We start from the raw sequence: 20,189 nt of genomic DNA, 5'->3' as shown, positions 1-20,189 counted from the left end.
ACCTAATTATAACATATATATTTATGTTATCGACAAAGTATATTTAATCTAAATCATTTTATTTAACTATTATATAAATCTAGTTTAGACATATCTCAGTTATATGTAAATCTCAATCCATAGTATCTGACTTTATAGCAGAGTATAAAAGTAATATTATTCCTATGAAAACAAATATTAATCTACTATAAATCATATTCGTTGTTATATCATAGGGCATTACTCCATCGCTAAAAGATAAGCTTAATCCATGATCTAATATGAAATTATTTCCGCATAGATCAACCCAAACTGGAAACATAAAATTAAAGACACAGGTGAAAAATAGTATTGGCATTAAAAAATACAACAACTTTACATTTATTTTCCCTAGAAACATTGATAGGCCTAATACAAGTATAAACGGTGGTAGTAAAAACAATATTATAGGATAAATAAACTTAGTAAATTGAGTATATCCAAACATAACCTTATAATATATAAAGCTAATTATTATCGGTATTAAAGCTGTAATTATAAACACAATTCCAATGGAAAAGGCCTTTAAAAAATAATACTTCTTTTGGGGAAAGGCTGTAGAGAATATTATCTTTTTCACGGCATTCTCCCTTTCATTAAAAATAGATATACATAAGAATATTAATATAATTAATAAAAAAGGAGTAGTGACAGCAATAAATTCAGAATAGCTCCATCTTGAAAAGGGTGCAGTACCATAAACTCCCCTAATTATATTCCTCATAAGAGTATCTAGAGTAATTAGACAAAGTATTAATAACATATAAAAGTATTTTTTATTAAACATTAACCTACGAATTTCATATTTTAATAAATCAAAATTATTCAATGGATATCATCTCCTTATCTAAGCCCATTTCCTTAAGAAAGTCATGGTATGTAAGTTCCTCTAGGGAATATTTCTTATATACTTTGGATATATTTTGTAAAAATTTCTTTTCTCCTAACTTTTCTTCTCCCTTTAATAATTTAAGGGGCATTTCATAATATAAACGTCCATTAAGTTTTTCCATTTCCAAAGACTCCCTATAGCTTGCTTTTAAATTTTTTATTTTCTCAGGATTTCTCATATAATATCCTTTGTTTGACCTCTCATAAGCATTTTGCCATGAATGTAAGTTTGATCTTGATATCCATTTATTAAATTCACCTTCTATATATTTATAAGCTGCATAATTAGCCATCCCTTCACTACTCCATGGTGGTTCCCCAACGCATTCTACGGCACTTCCCCACCATTGATGGGCTATTTCGTGGGCTATTATTTCTATATCATGAACAAATGTATATTCTTCTACCTCTGGATCCCTATTTATCATATATTCTGCAAAGGTAATTATATTAGACGACGAATGTCCCCCTGGCTTGTAAATTGATGTTTCTACTATCTTTAAAGGAATTCTATCGCTATAATAGGGGCCAAATTTATTACTATAAAACTTAATAATATTTTTTATATGCTTTCCCATTTTTTTATTTTTTACGTATTCTTCATGCCTTGGACTATAGTAGAACTCTACATTAATACCTGACACATCAAACTTAGATTTGCTGTATCTACCTGCAAATATAGCTATATCAGTATTAAAAGACTTCATTTCATATTTCCACCTAGTTTTTCCATCCTCACTTTTTACATCTATTAATTTCCCTGGGGTAACAACGGTTAAATCCTTTGGAGCAGTAATTGAACCTGAAATCTCCACTAGGTCTTTCTGTCCAGTTAGTGGTCTAAAAATCCATTGGGAATTTTCCAGTAAGTACACACTATCTTCACCAATATAACCAACCATACTGGTATTTTGTCCGTAATTTTTAATTTTTCCATCATAATTTATTTCTATATTTACATCCTCATTTTGTAGAATAGGTATTTGTATAAAACTAGTACCCTTTATTTTTTTATAATTCGTATCTTTACCGTTTACTTTTATACTATTTATCTTAAGTCCTTTGTTAGTATCAAAGGAAATATAGTCTAAATTGCCTTTATTTTCAAAGCAATAGGATACATAGGCCTTCATACTTTCATCTTTACTATTTATGTCTACATCTGAAACTATTTTTTTAAGATACATATCTTTATCTATATCATTATCATTAATAACTATTGTATATTGGGCTTGCACATAAGGCTCTTTAACCCACACTAATGATATAGCAACTATACACAAAATAGCTAAAATAACTGTTCCTCCGGTTTTAATATTTATTTTTAAAGAAGCAAATATTCCTCTCTCATATCTCCTTCTACTTAAATATCCTACTAAAAAAACTGAAATTGAAATAAATATCCACAACAATCTATTATATAAAATGAACCTTCCCACAGGTCTTATACCGGCAAAATCTGAAAATACTGCTACTGAAGTTTGAACCCATGAGAGTAAATAGTCTGGAGATAACAAGCTCATAAAAAATAAAACAGTTATGGTTAAAAAAGTTATATCCATGCTACCACTAAGCATATATAGTCCTCCGGTTATTAATATTGAGAATAATATGGCGGGAAACAAGACTATACTGTAACAATATATATACACTGAAAAATCTAGAGGTATTTTCAGTATCAGGCCTTGTATAACCATAACAATAATCATTGAAAATACTACGAAAATAACTTCGTAAAAAATTAATGTGAGTACTCTAATAAGAATTAATTTAGAGTATTCTATTGTGGAATTAATAATCCCCATACTTTTTTTCCTTGAATCTTTACTTAATATAAAGACTAATAAGATGGAAAATATTAATGATCCGCCAAGGGCTCCGTATCTAGCAGTTCCTAAACCTATAGTTAAAGAAGTTCTTTTTACATTATGCAAAAACATCATATTTGAATTATTAATAGAATTTATACCCAATATAGTAATTAGAATATTTAATATTAGCATCAATATAATTAATTTGGACTTTGAAAAAAGTTTTATTTCATTTTTAAATAGTTTGAAACTCTTCATTTAAAGAATCTCCTTCCTTCAACATGCAATACACATATGCATCTTCCAATGATGGTATAATTTCCTCACAAAACTTTGGAAGCTTTTCCCCAACTATTCTATAACGTACCCCCTTAGGAGTTACTACACTTGAGGTTATTTTAAAATCTTTTTCTATAATATCCTCTTCACCACTTTTCACTTCAACAGTTCCCACATGCCCCATGGTTCTTTTGATCAATTCATTTGGAGGTCCACTAAATAATGTCTTTCCTTTATTTAATACCACAATATAATTACATACCGACTGAACATCCTCTATTATATGGGTAGACAATATAACTACCTTTTTACTTGAACCCTTTGAAAAGATATTTCTAAATTTTATCCTCTCCTCTGGATCTAGTCCAACAGTGGGCTCATCAACAATAAAAAGTTCAGGATTATTTAACAAAGCCTGGGCTATACCTACTCTTTGTTTTTGGCCTCCTGAAAGGGTTTTAATTTTTGCCTTTCTCTTTTCAAGTAAGTTTGTTTCTTCTATAGACTTTCTAACTATCTCCTTTCTTTTTTTCTCTATTCCTTTAAAACATGCTATATAATCTAAAAATTGTTCTACAGATAGTTCATCATATAACCCAAAATCTTGAGGTAAATAACCCAGTCTTTCTTTTAAATAACTAAAATCTTTATTTAACACCTTACCGTCCACAGTTATTTTTCCTGATGTAGGTAAAATTTGACCAACTAAAATTTTCATAAGAGTGGTCTTACCGGCTCCATTAGGACCTACTAAACCAATCATAGCAGGGGTTTTGATGTTTAAATTAATATTTTCTAAAGCTTTTACATCCTTATAATTTTTGCTGATATTTTCAATTTTAATCTCCATCGCTATCACTCCTTCACCCTTTATTCGTAATACTAAGAAAAAAGTTACACTTGCTTTAAAATTTTTATTATTCATATTAATATAATTATAATAATTAAGTTTAATTTTTCCTTTACATAATTATTACTTTTTCTTAGTATTGCGAATAAAATAGAGGTATGGTGGATATTCTTTTATCCACCATACCTCTATTTAAAAATTCTTTCTTCTACTTATCTACTATCGGTATCCAAACCTCACATTTATAATCTTCTGCATCCATATTCCCGGGTAAATATACTTCAAGCTCTGGTCCTTTTGCATGTTCGTACCCTGTTGCAGGAAACCACTCTGCATATATTTTCTTTGTTATCTTTTGAATAGCTTCTGGAATTGGTCCTATACTTTCAAATATAGCAAAAGTACAACTTGGTACATCTACAACGTCATAATCTTCTAAATCCTCTATTTTATCCCCTTCTCTAGCAATCATATAGTCAAATTCTTCTTGTTCTTCATTGTAATTATAACAAACTCCTAAAATTCCTAAGTCTGAAACTTCTTTTTCCAATTTTTCTACTATTCCATTTTCATGCATCTCGCACCAAAACTTCGGTATCTCCCTAAAATTTTCACCATTTTTAGTAGTATAATGTCTCGAAACCCCTACAACTTTGAAACCTTCCTTTTTAACAATTTTATAATCCATTCTACTCTCTCCTTTAACTGTTATTTGAAAAGACATTGGAGGAATAGCTTTTAGCTTCTTTCCCATTTTTCTTGCCTGGGATGGAGTAATCTTATGTAGTCTTTTAAAAGCCTTAGAAAAGGCCTCTGGTGTTTCATATCCGTAATCATATGCGATGTCTATTATTTTTTTATTATTATCAACCACTTCTTTAGCTGCAAGGGACAACCTTCTCTGTCTTATATATTCTCCTAAGGTTATACCCGTTAATGCATTAAATATTCTTAAAAAGTGATACTTAGATGCATAAGCAACTTTAGCTACATCTTCAGATTTAATATCTTTCTTTATGTTTTCTTCAATATAATCCAATGCATTGTTCATATTCTTAATCCAACTCATATCCCCAACATCCTTTCAATAACAATTATAGCAACAGTTTAAAATATAATCCTGTCTTTAAATGCTTTAACATGACAGATTGTTATTTTTATACTTCTCCAATAAAATATTCTTTAAATCTGTTATCTTCATTATCTCTTTCAAATATAACTTTCTTAAGTTCAACATATTCCCCAACTTCAAATATCATTATTCCGTTTTCTCTAAGATGAACTGGTGTTTTCGCTCCAACTGTATAACAATATATGGATAAGATCATCTCATTGTCTCCATCTTTATCTGTATCTAACCAATTACATCCTGTTATTGTTCCTATGAGATTATCTTGTATATCTTTCCAAAATGATTTATCTGTATTTAGATTATCTTTTTTTAAATTTATCCTTATATCTTCCAGCTTATTAACTACTGCTTGTCCCTCCTTCTCTGTTAGCTTTAAAATAATTGGTTTTGGGCTAACGGAAGAACCAATTTCCACATAATTTTTATCTACTTTTAATAGATTTAATACTATTTCATCAGATGACCAAAAACTAATAAGCTGGTCATTATTAATTTTGAAGATTCTTTCAGTAACATCCATAGTCTTCATGCTAGGACTATACTCTGTGACCCCAATATAGCTACTCCCAGTAATCTTATGTAATCTAAATTCTACATTTGGCATTTTCCCATTATTAAATAACTTCTCTTCTGTTATATTGGAATCCAACATTATCCTTTCATTCTTAAAACTTATTACCACATCCCCATTATATATTATTTGTAATCTGCCCCCATTATCTAGAACTAATTTATCCAGTACTCTTTCCTTTTTCTTAGCATCTTTAGTCTGTGATATCTTTACCCCTTGTTCTTTTTTTGCTTCAATTTCCTTCCCTGTTCCTTTATAAAACAGTAGTATTCCTATAATAATATAGGTGCTAATAATGATTAAACGTCTTTTCATAAATCCTCATCCTTTTAATACTTTCAATTTCTCTTAATAACTATCCTTTAGAAATTACTGTTGGTTTTGCCCTATCTTTAGATTCTTAAACTCTCAATATAAATCCACAGGTTAAACCTCCACCCATATATGCCCGTTCCTTTACATAGTCCATCTTCATCAGCCACAAGCCAATCTATATACATTGAATCTTCAGTAACACTCCCATGAATCCCTCCAATATATTTGTCATCCACTTATAATAAAACTATTTAGGACATTCTCCCTTTCTAGCCATGATAATAACTGATAAATAATCCTGTATCATTTCTCTTGTAACATTCATTTGTACAAGGTATATATCTGCCAATGCTTTTTTAAACTTTAAAAGCACTTCTCTGTTATCTGATTCCGCTGGAACAGGTGTATACTCTATTAAAAACACAGTTCTTGCAATATCATACAGAAAATCTCCATGACACACATTCATAAAATCTATAACAGTCCCATGCCCATTTGATATTATTATATTTCCTGGGTGAAAATCTCCATGACAAAGTACATTTCCATCGGGCAATTTATTTATCATTTCTAATACTTCTTTTCGTTTGTTTAAACTAACCGATAATGCATTTCGTGTATGAAACTTTAAAAATTTCTTGTAATCCGGTACATTCCTAGTACTGTTTTGAAGGATTTTCTTATGTAACTTAGCCATATATGTTACACATTTCTCCACATCATTAGTTTTCATAACCCAATCTAGCAGTGATTCCCCTTCTACTCTATCATATATAATTCCAATTTTTTCTTCAGAAGTGATTATCTCATATGCCTTTGGTTTTGCAAAATTCATTTTCCGTATTACCATCGCATTATGAAATTCTTTCTCTATAGCTTCTTTAGGATATCCTTTATCGAAAAGCTTAAGTACTCTATCTTTTTCCAATTCATATATAGTTGCTGTGTTCCCTATTCCTATTACCTTTCCATACTTCATTTGTCTTTCTCCCTATTTTTTATTAGTTATCAATCTTTGTTACCATTGTAGAAACAACCTTTGATTTATAACTTAATATTATTGTCGAAGTACTTTCATTCTAAAATAAATTTTTTAACCTCGTTAGCATACTTTTCACTTTCCTCTATATCTGGAAAATGGGCACTTTTATCAAATATCACAAATTTGCAATCAGATATCTTGCTTGCCATATCCCTATTTAAGTTAAGTCCCACATTCCTGTCATAAAGTCCAGTCATAATAAGCACAGGAGCTTTTATCTTTGGAAGTCTATCTGTTAATAACCCTTTATACTGTTGCTTTAGTAATGCCTCCATCATTAATCCCGTATTTACAAGTTTACTTTCTTGCCATAAATTTCTCATAAACTCTCCATACTTTCCATTATGGAAAAGAAGCCTGTCCACCGTTTTCAAATCTACAATTTCCCAAATCTTAGAACACTTTTCGTCTATATTAATATCTAGCTTAACTATATCATTTATTTTTTTCTTTATATCTCCCTCTGATACCTGTTGAAATCCATAGACCTGAGTAGATGAAACCCGTTGATTGTAACTAAACATAGAAGGTGCCTGAGCTATAACCCTTTCTACAAGTTCTGGATGTGATAAAGCAAACTCCAATGCCAATTCTCCACCAAAGGAAAATCCTAAGGGAATAATCTTATCTATATTTAGTTTTTTACAAAATTCTGCCAAATCTGATATAAGTATAGGTATAGAATATTCCCCTTGATTTTTAGGGGCGTCTGAACGGCCACATCCTCTTTGTTCGTAGTAAATAACTGTAGAAAATTCTTCTATTTTAGGTCCAGGAGTTCTTTCGAAGACATAATTATGTCCACCGGGACCTCCATGAATTATAACAATAGGAGTTGTCTCCTTTTCTGCTCCAGCAATTTTATACCAGTGCTTTATTCCATTTACTTTTACATAATACTCCCCATTATTTAACTTACTTTGATTCTTTAATCTTTCCATAATTATATCCCCTCTTTTGTAAATTAATTTAAATATTTCTATTTTTATTATATCAAAAACTAGGTTGATTTTTATTATTATTTTAATGGGTTATATCCGCACTTTTATCTATTTATCCCTAAGCAAGTTAAATTTGTTATCATTTTATAGGTATATATATTTCACATGGAGTATCAGCTCCTATATTATTTATATCTGAATAAACTTCAAAATCCCCTGGTATATGTTCATTTAATTCTTTATCAGAAGTAGGAAGCCATACTTTGTAAGCATATCCATTGGGCCCTGCAATTTCTCCCCGTCTTTTTTCATTAAAAACAGCATAGTTACTTTCTGGTATTATTTTAGAGACCAAACCCTTCGGTATGCTTTCCATATTATCTACTTCAACTGCTGCAAAGTAATAACATAAAGGTTCTTTATTGGTTCCGTTACTTTTATAATACCAATAGGCTATAAAAGCATTTGTATTGTTTATATCTCTTATACTATCAAGCTTATCAAAGAGTTCTTTTTGTAACGAGTCTATAGTTTTAACAAAATTACCACTAAAATTCACTTCACCTTCGACTCCAATAAGTTTAAATTCCTTCTTTATAAACTTCGGTTCCATATCAACGTCTCCTTTTTTTAATATAATATCATGTTTATTTAAAGTTATTTTAGTTAATAAATCATCTACATTTCCTGATTTGCGATATTTCCCAGGAGTAATGCCAAATACTTTAGTAAAGGCTCTTATAAAAGTTTCTTCCCCATTAAATTGATAATCAAGACCTATATCTATAACTCTTTTTTCAGTTGTCAATAATTCATAGGCTGCTTGACTTAACCTCCTATTTTGAACATAACCTTTAATAGAACTTCCTGTGGTGATTTGAAACATCCTATAAAAATGAGATACTGAAGAGTATGCTTGGTTTGATATTTCTTCTAAACTAATATCTTCTTTTAAATTTTCTTCAATAAAATCAATGGCCCTTTGCACTCTTAAAAAATAATCCATAATTTATCCCTCCATAACTTTAATAATATTATACTTTATTGGTAAAAAGATAAATTGACTTTTTTTATCATCCCTTTTCTTAACTCATTTGTTCCATATAGTATCATACAGCAACTTATAAATTTTCACTAAGATTCTTAATATCATCAATAACCCATCTATTTTCTATTTTTATTAGCCTAAATATATATTTATACTTAATATCATTATCACTAAATGTAGCTACTGTCTTTGCTATATTATCCTCTTCTTCAATATTAATTTCGATTCCCTTATCATTTCCCATTATTGTGTTATAAAGTACTGTATATGTTGAACTTTCTGGTATATCAATATCCTCAGCCTTATCGTATGTACACATTTGTGATAACCTTTTGTCAATCTCCGGTGATTTACCATTATTTAAAACCCTAAGAGACATATACTGTATTATAATATCTTTAATATTTTCTGGATATTCGGGTACATCCACCCATGTTTTATCAAGTACAAATTCATCATTTTTAAGTATATATGTGTTCTTAATTTCATAATATAGGACATCATAACTTGATCTATTCTGTACATATCCATCAAATTTACCATCACCATTAAAATCTTTTAGCTCATCAAAGCCTGATCCAGTAGCAGAGGCACTATAGGCTATCATTTTAGGTTTGTCCTCTGATAACTCAAATATACTAAATCCTCTTAAACTAACTCCATTTGTTAAGCCACAGTATATATATTTCTTAGAAGAGTTATTAAGTTCTATAAGTCTCACTTGGTAAATGGAATATCCTGACCTTGCTAAGTTATCCCCTAGCTGTTTAAGATTCCCCTGACTATCTTCCTTCAATATATAAATATGTTCTATATATCCTAGTTCTTCTTTGTCACTATTAATTCCTGATGCTAAAATCACTTCATAATCTCCATCTCCATTTATATCTTCCTTAGCATAGAGAGCTATATCATTGCTTTTATCCCTTTTCTTCATAAAATCTATATATTTCTTAGGTGGATTAATGCTAATATTACTCTTGTTTTGTTTATATTTATTTTCACATATTATAATCTCTTGACCTTTAGCCCATTCTTTTATAGTTTCTGGTGGCTCCCCATAGTCTTCACTATTGGAAAAATAATATATCCCGTCTAAACCATGTACTGCAGCCTTAATTAAATTTTCCTGTTGATTTATCATTACTATTGCTGCATCGGGATAACTAAGTAAGCCAAAGGTTCTTACATTTGCTCCTATCCCATCTAAATCTTCTTCTTCTGAAAAAAACTGTGCAACCTCTATGAAATTGCGATAATATTCCCCAGTAAGGTTTTTGAAAATATCTTCCTGTTCTTTGGAATAAACTAAACCAACTTCTTTTGCTGTAGGTGGGGCTATTGTAAAATCTTTTTTAGTATAAATAGAATCAAAGGAAACACCTGCACCACAGTAATAGCTATAATCATCACTATTTAACTTTATATTCCCTTCATTGTTTAATGTAAATATGTATTTTATCCCCTCTTCCCCTATAAATGTGGCAATATTATTCTCAACAACTGCAAAAGAAGATAGTCCTCCTAAGCGAGTTCCATTAAAGGCTGATAAATCAAATTTTATTAAATTATTAAAAATAGGTTCTATGATTAATCTAGAACCTCTATAATATCCTGAGTTTCCTCCTTGCCAATTGCCTTTCCACTCCATCAAAGTATTATTGGGTTTTTTAGGTATTAAACTACTGTCTTTATCGTTCATTAAATATATTGGATATGTCACATCTCCATCAGTCCAGATACCTTCAATAAGATTATCAGATATAAACATACCTTCAATTGTCTCTTTAGAGTCCTTAGTCCCTACTGAAAAGATATTTCCGTCTCTATAACCTGATATAATAATATCTTTTTTATATTTATCATAATAATATTTTCCACTTATTTTATTACCCTTCATATCTAGTTTCATATGTATTTTCAGATTATCGTTTATGGCACCAACAAACCAATCATCTTCAGTAGATTTAGTTGAAGATTCATGATCTCCTTTATTTTCCATTACCTTATTATCTCGATTCTTTTTATTGTTCAAATCCTCATTTATACTTTCGTTGTTTATTTCTTTACTAGCTTCACTTACTATAACATTCGTATTTTCAACGTCTTTTTCATCCCCGGAACATCCTGTTAATAACGGTATTAATAATATTATAATAGCTATTCTAAATTTCATATCTAACCTCCATTTATACTTAATACAATATGAACTTTTAATATTTACTTTTAGTGATATAATAATTATATTATTAAAATGACATATTCACAAATAAATGATTTTATTACAATAAGTTGTAATTGTATTTATTGTTTTTTATCTTACAGCTTTAATATATATATCTTTTGTGAACTAAAAAATCACCTACAAATTAATTTGTAGGTGATTTTTTAGTTATATAACTTTAATATGTTTATAATACAAAAGAATTGTAGACTTTTATTAACTAATGATTTATCCTATTAAAAAATATATTTATGGCATCTATATTTATGCTCAATCTTAAAACCTATAGTGAAATCTGGATTTAATTCATTAGTACAGCTCTCATCAATAAAATATGCAATTTCTTTTATTTCACCAAATTACTTCTAATTATCCTCTTTATACTACTCTCCGAAAGATAATATTTCTTATACATAAAACAAAACTTTACTTCTAAATGAACTGTCCCTTACCTATCTTTTAGTAACTCATCAACGAAATTAAACCATTTGCCAGTGTCTCTCCCCAACATAAATAATCATGTCCACCTTTAAAATCTTCATATTTAACTTCATATACCTTTGATTTTAGCATGCCTCTTAGTTTTATATTAACATCAATCATAGTATCTTTTGATTCAAGAATTCCTGTATTTAAGTAAAATTCATATGGTTCACCATTTTTTTATACCCCTGCGGTGTATACATTCTAATTCTGCGGTTTTCTTCTAACTTCTCGCTATGAAACTTATATTCCTCTATATTTCCTTTAGGAATATCCATCCTTTCTTCTACCCAGAGATATTCTTCTGCCTTTGGCATTACAACATATAAATACATTGTTTCTTTTCCATCTTCACATTGTATTAATCAAAAAAACAACTAATTGTTCAGTACAAAATTATATTTGTAATTACCCTGATAAAGTGAAATTGTTTTAGTTTAATAATATTAGCATTGATAAAAGGCCAACTAATCCAACTGTAGCAATTAAAGCAAGTATATTTATTACTTTAACAGTTTTATTTTTAAGCAATTTAGATAATAACAAGAATGTTCCAATCCCCACTATTCCACCTAAAGTATTACCTAAAAGGTCTGTTATATCTGTCGTACCTAAAGCAAAAATAAATTGTAAAACTTCAATTGCTAAACTAATAAAAAAGGATAGTGCAATTTTTTTAATAAAAGACCAGCTTGCCTTTAACATACATGTATAGATACCAATAGGAATAAATATAAGTATGTTACTTATTATTTCGTTAATATATATTTTTCCATTTATAATTACTGATCCAGAAAAAGGAATTAAATTAATATTCCTATTTTTATAAATTTCATTAATTGAAAATTTCATTTTAAATAAAAGAATCCATATTAAGATTGAAAAATATACCGCAAACAGAATTATAGTCATGTTATACTGCTTTTTACTTTCCATACTCTTACACTCCCAATTCATTAATTTTTATCCATTACTAACAAAAATTAATATAAAATTATACCTGGATTATAAACTCTTTCTTCATATTCTATATTAAATAATCGTCCTATTCAAAACCTATAATATATATTTATAACACCTATATTTATCCTTAATCTCAAAACCTGCTGTCAAAGCTGCTTTTAATTCTTTAGTACAATCCTCTTCAATAAAATATACTATTTCCTTTATTGGGCCAAATTCATTATATAATTCCATTAACATTTTATTAATCAACATATTTCCAATACCATTATTCTCATATTTTTTATCAATAAATAATCCAAACACTGTTGCACCATCTTTTCCAGTCTTAACAAAAATACTTGCATGAATCTCCTTATCTTTCCTAAAAGCAAATACTCGAAAATGATCTATATCCTCTTGCAAGTTTTTACTATTATAATATATTCCCCAAGAAATAGCATGTTTGTCATGGAATATAGCATATTCTTCAAAATTACTTTCAGTAATTTTTTCTATACAATCATGTTTTCCATTTATAGGGATTTCTAAATTATAAAGTCTGGTATCAATACTAGATTCGATACATTCAATATTCTTTTTCTTAAAATATTTGTTTGCACTTTTATTTGTAAAAGGCACCCCTATAAATAGTTCATAACCAGCTAATTGCTTACTTATGTAATCAATCAATTCATCTGCAGTTTGTTCATAATCTTCCCTTATTAAAAATTGCATCGTTTGTGCATATTTTTTATCACTTTCCCAAACATAAATACAAACTCCATATAATACATCTTCATGATAGCAAGCTACTATATTCTCATTATCTCCACTGATAGCTTTCTTAATATCTTCCTTAATCTTTTTCATTGATTTTCTTCTTGGATAACTAGCATGCAAATTATCTTGACTTAATTTCCATGCAAAATCAAGTACTTCCTCAAGTTTATTAACTCTTTTTATCATTGTTTACACCTCACTTATCATTAATATTTTAAATTTCTATTTAGCTTATTTTTATTATACATGTAACTTATAAACAACATTAGGTATTCGGAAGAAAATATACCTCTATTAAATTATACCATCATTTACATATTTCTTCATCTGCATAAATGATTCTTAATGGAATTTAATTTTCTCTCTTAATTTAATAATCTAGAAATAGATGATATTATGCCCAACATTTTAATTTACATATTAAGTGTTTTTAAATGAACTGTCCCCTTTAGTATAGTAGTAGTATAGTATATAAATAAAACCAACAGAATACTGCCCTGTTGGTTTTATCATTAACTGACCGATTTTTCACTTCTAATTATCCTCCTTATACTACTCTCGGAAAGATAATATTCTTTACATAGCTCATCTACACTAAATCCATATGTAAACTTTTTATAATGTTTAATTTACTTTTTTATTATTTTAACTTCCCCTACAAATCCATCTAACTCCACTTCATCTCCTTCTTTAAGAATACTCATTGCATTTTTAACATTATATATAACTGGTATATTCATTTCTCTAGCAAGAATTCCTAGATGTTCAAAGGGAGAACCCACCTCTACAATAATGCCTTTTACATTGTTAACTATGGGCTCAAGTTCTCCACAGCGTGTAAAGGGTACTACTAATATACACTCTTCTTCTAAATAGGTAGGCATGCCCAATTTAACCTTTGATTTAATCTTTTTTCTTAATCCCGAAAGCCCCTTTAAAAGTACGGTCTGTTCCCTTATACCACTTTTGAACTGTTTTTCATCTATAGAGTTAATTTTTTTAACATATTCTTTTCCAATAGTAGGTGGTGCAAATAATTTATTTTGATAATTAAAAATCTCTTTTCTTTCATTTACAATATCTTTAAAATTACTATCATTTAATAATGTATCTTTAATTTCATTGACAGTAAGAAAATATATATCTTCTTTATGTCTTATTTTGTCATTTTTCATTAATATCTTTTGAACCTCTACTAATGCTAGACGTAAATATGATTTTGTCATACGTTCAAAGTAATAATGATGATTATCCCTTGCTAAATATGCTTTTTGGGCTAAATTAAGTTTCTTTAAAAAGTCTTTTCCTTTTTCTTTATCTAATTTACTTAATATACTAGATTTGATTCTGTTCTTATTTTTTATGGAATCATCTATAGAATCTTTAAAATTTTCATTAGTAAAATTTAAAAATCCTCGTATATGTCCTACTATTTTAAAAGGGGCTTCCATTAATAAAGGCTCTAGATAAGGACTATTAACCTCACTATCTAAATTACAAATTCCAAATAGTGATGTATACTCTTCTATTAACTGGAGTAATTTTTTACTTTCAAAAACCTTCTTAAGTCTAGCATATAGAAGTTCATTATATGGGCAAGCTTTAAACATTTCATTAAGAATTGGATTTGAGTTAATTTCATTAGCCATTTTTGCATATAATTCTCTTTCTTTATTTAGTATACTAATGTTAAATACCAAATCGTAAAAATCATCTACATTGAAATCATCAGTTATATTTTTATAGTACTCCATAAAAATATCTAGATAATCACATCCATGGGTAACTGGACAATGGTTTGAGGCTAAAAATTTCATATATTCTATTGATTTTTCAAAAAATACTAGTACCTCCTCTGGAGATAACTCCCTTGATATATAGCTATCTAAATCCTTTTTAAGGAGTAATAATTCTGGTAATAAAACATCTTGAAATATATTCTTATAGTGACCGTGTAATTTTTCTATTTTTTTTAAAAAGTTTTGTTCTTGCTCCTTACTATTTATCATTTCTTTATCTCTATAAAAGAAGTAGCCATTTTGAACACAATACTCAGTATAAAAATCTCGGAACCCTGTAGCATAAAACCCTTTATTTAAAGCCTCACCTTGTATTAAGTTTAGTTCATTAATTAAAGATTGGTAGGGCTTATCACATTCCCTATACCAGGTGTACTTACTCTCGTCTTCATTTTCCCACATTACTTTAAAAGATTTAGTTTTAAAGGTTGTAATAGGTCTAGCTTGAAGTATATAAATCTTGTTATCTCTAATAGTCCATTCTATATCTTGATATTTGCCAAAGATTTTTTCTATTTTTAAAGTTACTTTATATAGCCTACCTATGCTATCCTTTGATGGAGAAAGAAACTTTTCTGGAATACTTTCATCTAATATGTCACCAGTTTTTTTATTTATTTTATAAAAAGCTGAACTTGATCTACCACTGACATAATTATCGCATAATCCCTCTACAACATTAATGTGCATTATATCTCTATCCATATTAATAGTATCTACTGAAAAATTCACTCCTGAATAATCACCTATAACAAAATGCTGTACTATTACACCCATTTTTAACTCTTTGAAATCTAAATTGTTATTTACCAAATATGCTATAACTTTGTCACTAAATAACGAAGCATAACACTTCTTTATAGATATTTTAATTTTTTCAAAAGAATTTAAGTTTATAAATGATGAAAACATCCCTGCCATACTATACATATCATTATCTTCATGTAATGCCGAAGATCTTACTGCGTATTTTCCTTGAACTTCTTTATTTTTTATATTTTTAAAAAATTTAAGAAGTTTTGTCTCCATTTCAGAAGAGAACTCTCCATTTAATATAATTTTACATATCTCCTCATTATAAGCTAAATAATCTTCAGGACTATACTGAAAGTTATTATAGTGGAGAAACTCTATAAAAAACTCTGAAGATAATGCAAAACCATTTGGAACTTCTTCTCCTCTTTTCATTAGCTCTCCTAATGCACTTGCTTTGGTACCATATTCCGTTTTATTACTTAAGCATAAATTTGATAACATTGATAACATAGTTAAATCCCCCCATTTCCTTTAGTAAATCTATAAAAATACTTTATATTATTAGTGTGGTAATTCATAGCATTTATTATATAGATTCACTAAGAACTTTACAAAAACAAAAAAAGCTCTGAAATAGGTTGTCTATGTATTAGCTATTATAATTATCATTTTCCACACTTTTTTAAAATAGCTGTTGACAACGTCATGTTTTTATCATATAATATATTGACTAATTAAGAGAGTAGCTATATTTTAATTCTTCATTAATCTTTTTACAATCTTTGGATTTAACAGAATATCCTGTCGGTCCATTTTCTTCTTCAACATCTATCAACAGTGTTTGCAATTTACCCACTAACTTTCAATCCTTTCTAGTATGTAAGTTATCATCACTTTATATAATAATATATACTATTCTATATTATACAAGAAAATTTTTCCACAACAACCCATTTTAAAGACAAAGTTTAACCCCTATGTATAAATACATAGAGGTTTGTAAAAATCTATTCTAAAATATTACTTTAATAGATTTTATTGATATAGACGTATTAATATAATTTAACTATTCATACCCTTTGTAGTTAATTCTACATAACCCTCACCCTTAGTCTTCTATTTTGAGCTAAAATTAATTATATAATAAAATTTTTTAATTTCTTAATATGTACCTTATTTAAATTTATGCAAAGAAGTTTTCTCTTTAAATACTTCCCCTATTGGTATTTCTTGAGGAAATATACGAATAAGAAAAATTAAATATTTATGTGAGTATTCTTACATTGAAGATATTTTCTTACTATTATATATATATGTCTTCTTTATTTGGTCTTTCATCTGCCTCATAACGGTACACTAACGGTTCACTGACCATTTTATAAATAAAGTCTAAATCTTCATGTCTTAACTTTTTTAATATTAATCTCTCACTTTTGATTTCTATTTAAAAGATCCCCTCCGTCTAAGAGTAATTTTTTAATAATGACTGGATAGGTTATACTTAATTAGACAGTAAAAATGCCTTGCCATAAAAGGCAAGACATCTTCATCCTCTAAGTATACTATTATTATACTTCGGGATTTACTTCATGTTTAATGTTTATATATTCACTAGAAAAGGATCCTTTATGAACACCTATTTGTTCAGGATATACTTCATAAGCATTTAAGATAGTTGAAGCTTTATATCCCCAGCTTTTCTTTATTGGAGAACCATATGGATAACCATTAGAATTTACATTTTGTTTGTAAATTGATAAATTCTGTAACCCAACACCTCTAAGCATTGTTCCATCATATATACTCTCAGACCCACTTACATCAACAAGTGAAACAAATCTATAAAATAAATTATCAGAAAGTCCTCTCCACTCTATAAAAGAATCATCAGTAAGTAATCCCTTATCATCAGCATTAAATCTATCATTACCTACAGTAAGAACTACATCTGTTTGACCATCAGCGCCAATGGTAGTTTCTAATGTCATAACCTCAGACCCAGTGTATGTATAGTCTGTCCACCTTACAAACTTACCGGTGACCGTATTATACGCATATACATGCCAATTATTATATTCATCACTTCCTGTAGCTCTAGTTAATCCAAAATCGATGCCATGATTTCCTTTGACTCCAAAAGATATATACGCAGCTCTTTTCCCATGGCTACCTTCTAGGATTAAGTGTTCAGGTCCAGGAATTTGTATAGTAGCACTTATCTTAGAATATCTTCTGTCAAAACCAGAAAAGGCATAATAATGTCCTCCAGCTGCTTCCTCAACCTCTGCCCAGTTACCACTTCCTTTTATAACCTTAACATTCTCAGGGGTGGCAAATGTAGTGATTGCATTGAATAATAACAAAAAACAAACTAACATTGTAGCCATTATTGAGTTCTTAAACTTTTCCATAAAAAAACCTCCTCATATTTTTATTTTTCTATTATAGAATACACTGTAAATAATAAAAATTATGTAAAAATATGTTATCTTTTCAAAATGGTACTAAAGTCCCATTTGGCATATCACTTTATTAATTCTAATGTTTATATTAAGATAAAAAAATCCTCCTATCAATAGGAGGATTTTTTATAATGAAGCTTTTATAATAAACCTTTTTCTATATTCTTACCAAACCTATAAAATCTCTTTTAAAAACTTTCCGGTTGCAGAATTCTTACGTTCTTTTACTTCTTCTGGTGTTCCTTCACACATAATATATCCACCGTCGTCTCCCCCTTCTGGACCTAAATCTATAATCCAGTCTGTACTTTTTATTACATCTAAATTATGTTCTATTACAAGTACTATATTACCACCCTTAGTTACAGGATATAGTATTTTTATAAAATTTTCCACATTTTCAAAGTGGAGACCTGTTGTGGGTTCATCAAGTACATAGAGACTATTTGTTATTCCACTTCCAAGTTGAGTGGCAAAGTCTTATCCTTTGAGCTTCTCCCCTGACAATGTATTAGAAGCTCTATCAAGGGTTAACTATGAAACTCCCACATCTATTAGTTTTTTCAACCTCTCTTTAAGGATGTGCATATAGTTTTTTTATCTTCTACCTTTGATTTTTTCATTTTCTTCTAAGATAACTAGCATCTTGATTATTCTTACTTAGCTCCCATACAAAGTCAATTACATCCTCAACTTTATCGATTATTTTTATCTTTATTTTTCCCCTCTTATTCTTACTCAGTACAACTATATCATTTGTCCACCTTATTTTTCACATTCATAAATGGTTCTGTATAAAAGTTAATTTTATCTATATATAAATAAAACCAACAGAATACTGCCCTGTTGGTTTTATCATTAACTGACCGATTTTTCACTTCTAATTATCCTCCTTATACTACTCTCTGAAAGATAATATTCTTTACATAACTCATCTACACTAAGTCCATATGTAAACTTCTTATATATCTCAATGTTTCTAGCTTTCAAATTTTTTCTTGCTCCGCTTTTTTCTCCCCAGGCCCTCTCATTACCTTCTTTCCTAGGGATATATAAATACTCTCCATCTATATAGTTTTGAATAGTTTCTATTATATTTTGTGGTAAAACATTTTTTGCCTTAACATATTTCATCTTTATACGCTCCTTTTAATTCATAATATAAATATGAATAGAGGCAAAGACTTCTATATGTTAAATCCCTTTTCTCTACATATATTTCCTATCCTCTAAGCAAAGTTGTAGACTTAACATTAAGATAGTCTCTGCTTAGAGCTTAGACAACTCAACGTAAACTTTAAGTTATACATTCTTTCACCTCCTAATATACACCTTTAATGTATATTCTATATATTTTTTCATTTTCCTTCTTTATACATAAAATGCAGCTTTAATCTAAGTCGAAGTTATTATTAAGCTTTTTTAGCAACCTAAGTAATACCTCTTTTTCTTCTTTTGAGAAATTCTTATATGCCCTTGAGTATACTTCTTTTGAAATATCATTAAACTTATCTTCTATATCTTTACCTTTTTCAGTTATTTTTACGTAAGTTACTCTTTTATCCTCTTTCCCTTTCTCCTTTTTTACATATCCTAATTTTGATAATTTATTAACCAATGCAGTAATAGTAGATTTATCCTTGCCTATTAATTGTCCAATTTCCTTCATACTCAATTTCCCGTCATTGTCATACAACACTGTAAGTATGTTCCCATAGGAAGGAACCAAGTCATCCAATGCTTTCTCTTTTAACTTTCCCTCTATAAAGTTATTCATTTTTTTCTTAGTTTTGCTTATAAAGTACACTATATATTTATCATTCATAATAAAACCCCTGTCTT

21 protein-coding genes are annotated in these 20,189 nt (G+C 28.7%); all 21 read right to left on the bottom strand.

The features are described from left to right. Window positions 1–112: 112 nt before the first annotated feature. The 21 genes from V6137_RS07755 to V6137_RS07655 all read right to left on the bottom strand — a co-directional run bounded on the left by V6137_RS07755 (window position 113) and on the right by V6137_RS07655 (window position 20,172). On the bottom strand, window positions 113–847 hold the full coding sequence (locus V6137_RS07755; protein ID WP_425447336.1) for a hypothetical protein: 735 nt from the start codon (window positions 845–847) through the stop codon (window positions 113–115). Beyond that, window positions 840–2,978 (bottom strand): M1 family aminopeptidase, encoded by a 2,139-nt coding sequence (locus V6137_RS07750; RefSeq protein WP_425447335.1) that lies wholly within the window; start codon window positions 2,976–2,978, stop codon window positions 840–842. The genes V6137_RS07755 and V6137_RS07750 overlap by 8 nt, the downstream gene beginning before the upstream one ends. Continuing rightward, entirely contained in the window at window positions 2,956–3,849 is an 894-nt protein-coding gene (locus tag V6137_RS07745) for an ABC transporter ATP-binding protein (protein ID WP_425447334.1), read from the bottom strand. The genes V6137_RS07750 and V6137_RS07745 overlap by 23 nt, the downstream gene beginning before the upstream one ends. 208 nt (window positions 3,850–4,057) lie before the next feature. Then, window positions 4,058–4,918 carry an AraC family transcriptional regulator gene (locus V6137_RS07740; protein ID WP_425447333.1) on the bottom strand — a complete coding sequence of 287 codons (861 nt, stop codon included), beginning with the start codon at window positions 4,916–4,918 and terminating at the stop codon, window positions 4,058–4,060. Window positions 4,919–5,006: 88 nt separating this feature from the next. Further along, window positions 5,007–5,867, bottom strand: coding sequence for a hypothetical protein (locus tag V6137_RS07735; RefSeq protein ID WP_425447332.1), 861 nt, complete (start codon window positions 5,865–5,867; stop codon window positions 5,007–5,009). Between the two features lie 77 nt (window positions 5,868–5,944). Beyond that, a complete protein-coding gene (locus V6137_RS07730; RefSeq protein ID WP_425447331.1) occupies window positions 5,945–6,103 on the bottom strand; it encodes a hypothetical protein in 159 nt (52 codons plus the stop codon). Between the two features lie 11 nt (window positions 6,104–6,114). Continuing rightward, a complete protein-coding gene (locus tag V6137_RS07725) occupies window positions 6,115–6,846 on the bottom strand; it encodes an aminoglycoside phosphotransferase family protein (RefSeq protein WP_425447330.1) in 732 nt (243 codons plus the stop codon). A 95-nt stretch (window positions 6,847–6,941) separates the two neighbouring features. After that, complete coding sequence (locus V6137_RS07720; protein WP_425447329.1) at window positions 6,942–7,850, bottom strand: alpha/beta fold hydrolase; 909 nt, start codon at window positions 7,848–7,850, stop codon at window positions 6,942–6,944. 139 nt (window positions 7,851–7,989) lie between these two features. Continuing rightward, the gene (locus V6137_RS07715) at window positions 7,990–8,856 is read right to left on the bottom strand and encodes an AraC family transcriptional regulator (RefSeq protein ID WP_425447328.1); all 867 of its coding nucleotides are present in this window, start codon (window positions 8,854–8,856) and stop codon (window positions 7,990–7,992) included. 115 nt (window positions 8,857–8,971) lie between these two features. Continuing rightward, on the bottom strand, window positions 8,972–11,074 hold the full coding sequence (locus V6137_RS07710; RefSeq protein WP_425447327.1) for a hypothetical protein: 2,103 nt from the start codon (window positions 11,072–11,074) through the stop codon (window positions 8,972–8,974). A 507-nt stretch (window positions 11,075–11,581) separates the two neighbouring features. Continuing rightward, complete coding sequence (locus V6137_RS07705; RefSeq protein WP_425447326.1) at window positions 11,582–11,725, bottom strand: hypothetical protein; 144 nt, start codon at window positions 11,723–11,725, stop codon at window positions 11,582–11,584. Window positions 11,726–11,754: 29 nt separating this feature from the next. Continuing rightward, a complete protein-coding gene (locus tag V6137_RS07700) occupies window positions 11,755–11,940 on the bottom strand; it encodes a hypothetical protein (protein ID WP_425447325.1) in 186 nt (61 codons plus the stop codon). A gap of 97 nt (window positions 11,941–12,037) precedes the next feature. Then, on the bottom strand, window positions 12,038–12,541 hold the full coding sequence (locus V6137_RS07695; RefSeq protein WP_425447324.1) for a VanZ family protein: 504 nt from the start codon (window positions 12,539–12,541) through the stop codon (window positions 12,038–12,040). Between the two features lie 120 nt (window positions 12,542–12,661). Next, window positions 12,662–13,516 (bottom strand): hypothetical protein, encoded by an 855-nt coding sequence (locus tag V6137_RS07690; RefSeq protein ID WP_425447323.1) that lies wholly within the window; start codon window positions 13,514–13,516, stop codon window positions 12,662–12,664. A gap of 443 nt (window positions 13,517–13,959) precedes the next feature. Next, the gene (locus V6137_RS07685) at window positions 13,960–16,395 is read right to left on the bottom strand and encodes a PEP/pyruvate-binding domain-containing protein (RefSeq protein ID WP_425447322.1); all 2,436 of its coding nucleotides are present in this window, start codon (window positions 16,393–16,395) and stop codon (window positions 13,960–13,962) included. A 220-nt stretch (window positions 16,396–16,615) separates the two neighbouring features. After that, window positions 16,616–16,741, bottom strand: a complete 126-nt coding sequence (locus tag V6137_RS07680) for a hypothetical protein (RefSeq protein WP_425447321.1) — start codon at window positions 16,739–16,741, stop codon at window positions 16,616–16,618. Between the two features lie 712 nt (window positions 16,742–17,453). After that, a complete protein-coding gene (locus V6137_RS07675) occupies window positions 17,454–18,296 on the bottom strand; it encodes a hypothetical protein (RefSeq protein ID WP_425447320.1) in 843 nt (280 codons plus the stop codon). A 225-nt stretch (window positions 18,297–18,521) separates the two neighbouring features. Further along, window positions 18,522–18,743 (bottom strand): hypothetical protein, encoded by a 222-nt coding sequence (locus V6137_RS07670; RefSeq protein ID WP_425447319.1) that lies wholly within the window; start codon window positions 18,741–18,743, stop codon window positions 18,522–18,524. 356 nt (window positions 18,744–19,099) lie between these two features. Further along, window positions 19,100–19,225, bottom strand: coding sequence for a hypothetical protein (locus V6137_RS07665; RefSeq protein WP_425447318.1), 126 nt, complete (start codon window positions 19,223–19,225; stop codon window positions 19,100–19,102). Continuing rightward, window positions 19,206–19,481, bottom strand: a complete 276-nt coding sequence (locus V6137_RS07660; protein ID WP_425447317.1) for a CD3324 family protein — start codon at window positions 19,479–19,481, stop codon at window positions 19,206–19,208. Before V6137_RS07660 ends, V6137_RS07665 begins: the two co-directional genes overlap by 20 nt. A 256-nt stretch (window positions 19,482–19,737) precedes the next feature. Further along, window positions 19,738–20,172: a MarR family winged helix-turn-helix transcriptional regulator gene (locus V6137_RS07655; RefSeq protein WP_425447316.1), complete on the bottom strand. Its 435-nt coding sequence runs from the start codon at window positions 20,170–20,172 to the stop codon at window positions 19,738–19,740. Window positions 20,173–20,189 lie beyond the last annotated feature (17 nt).

The sequence above is a fragment of the Dethiothermospora halolimnae genome, assembly GCF_037577855.1.
Classification (GTDB): Bacteria; Bacillota; Clostridia; order Tissierellales; family VENL01; genus Dethiothermospora; species Dethiothermospora halolimnae.
This window is presented reverse-complemented; position numbering and strand designations above follow the sequence as displayed.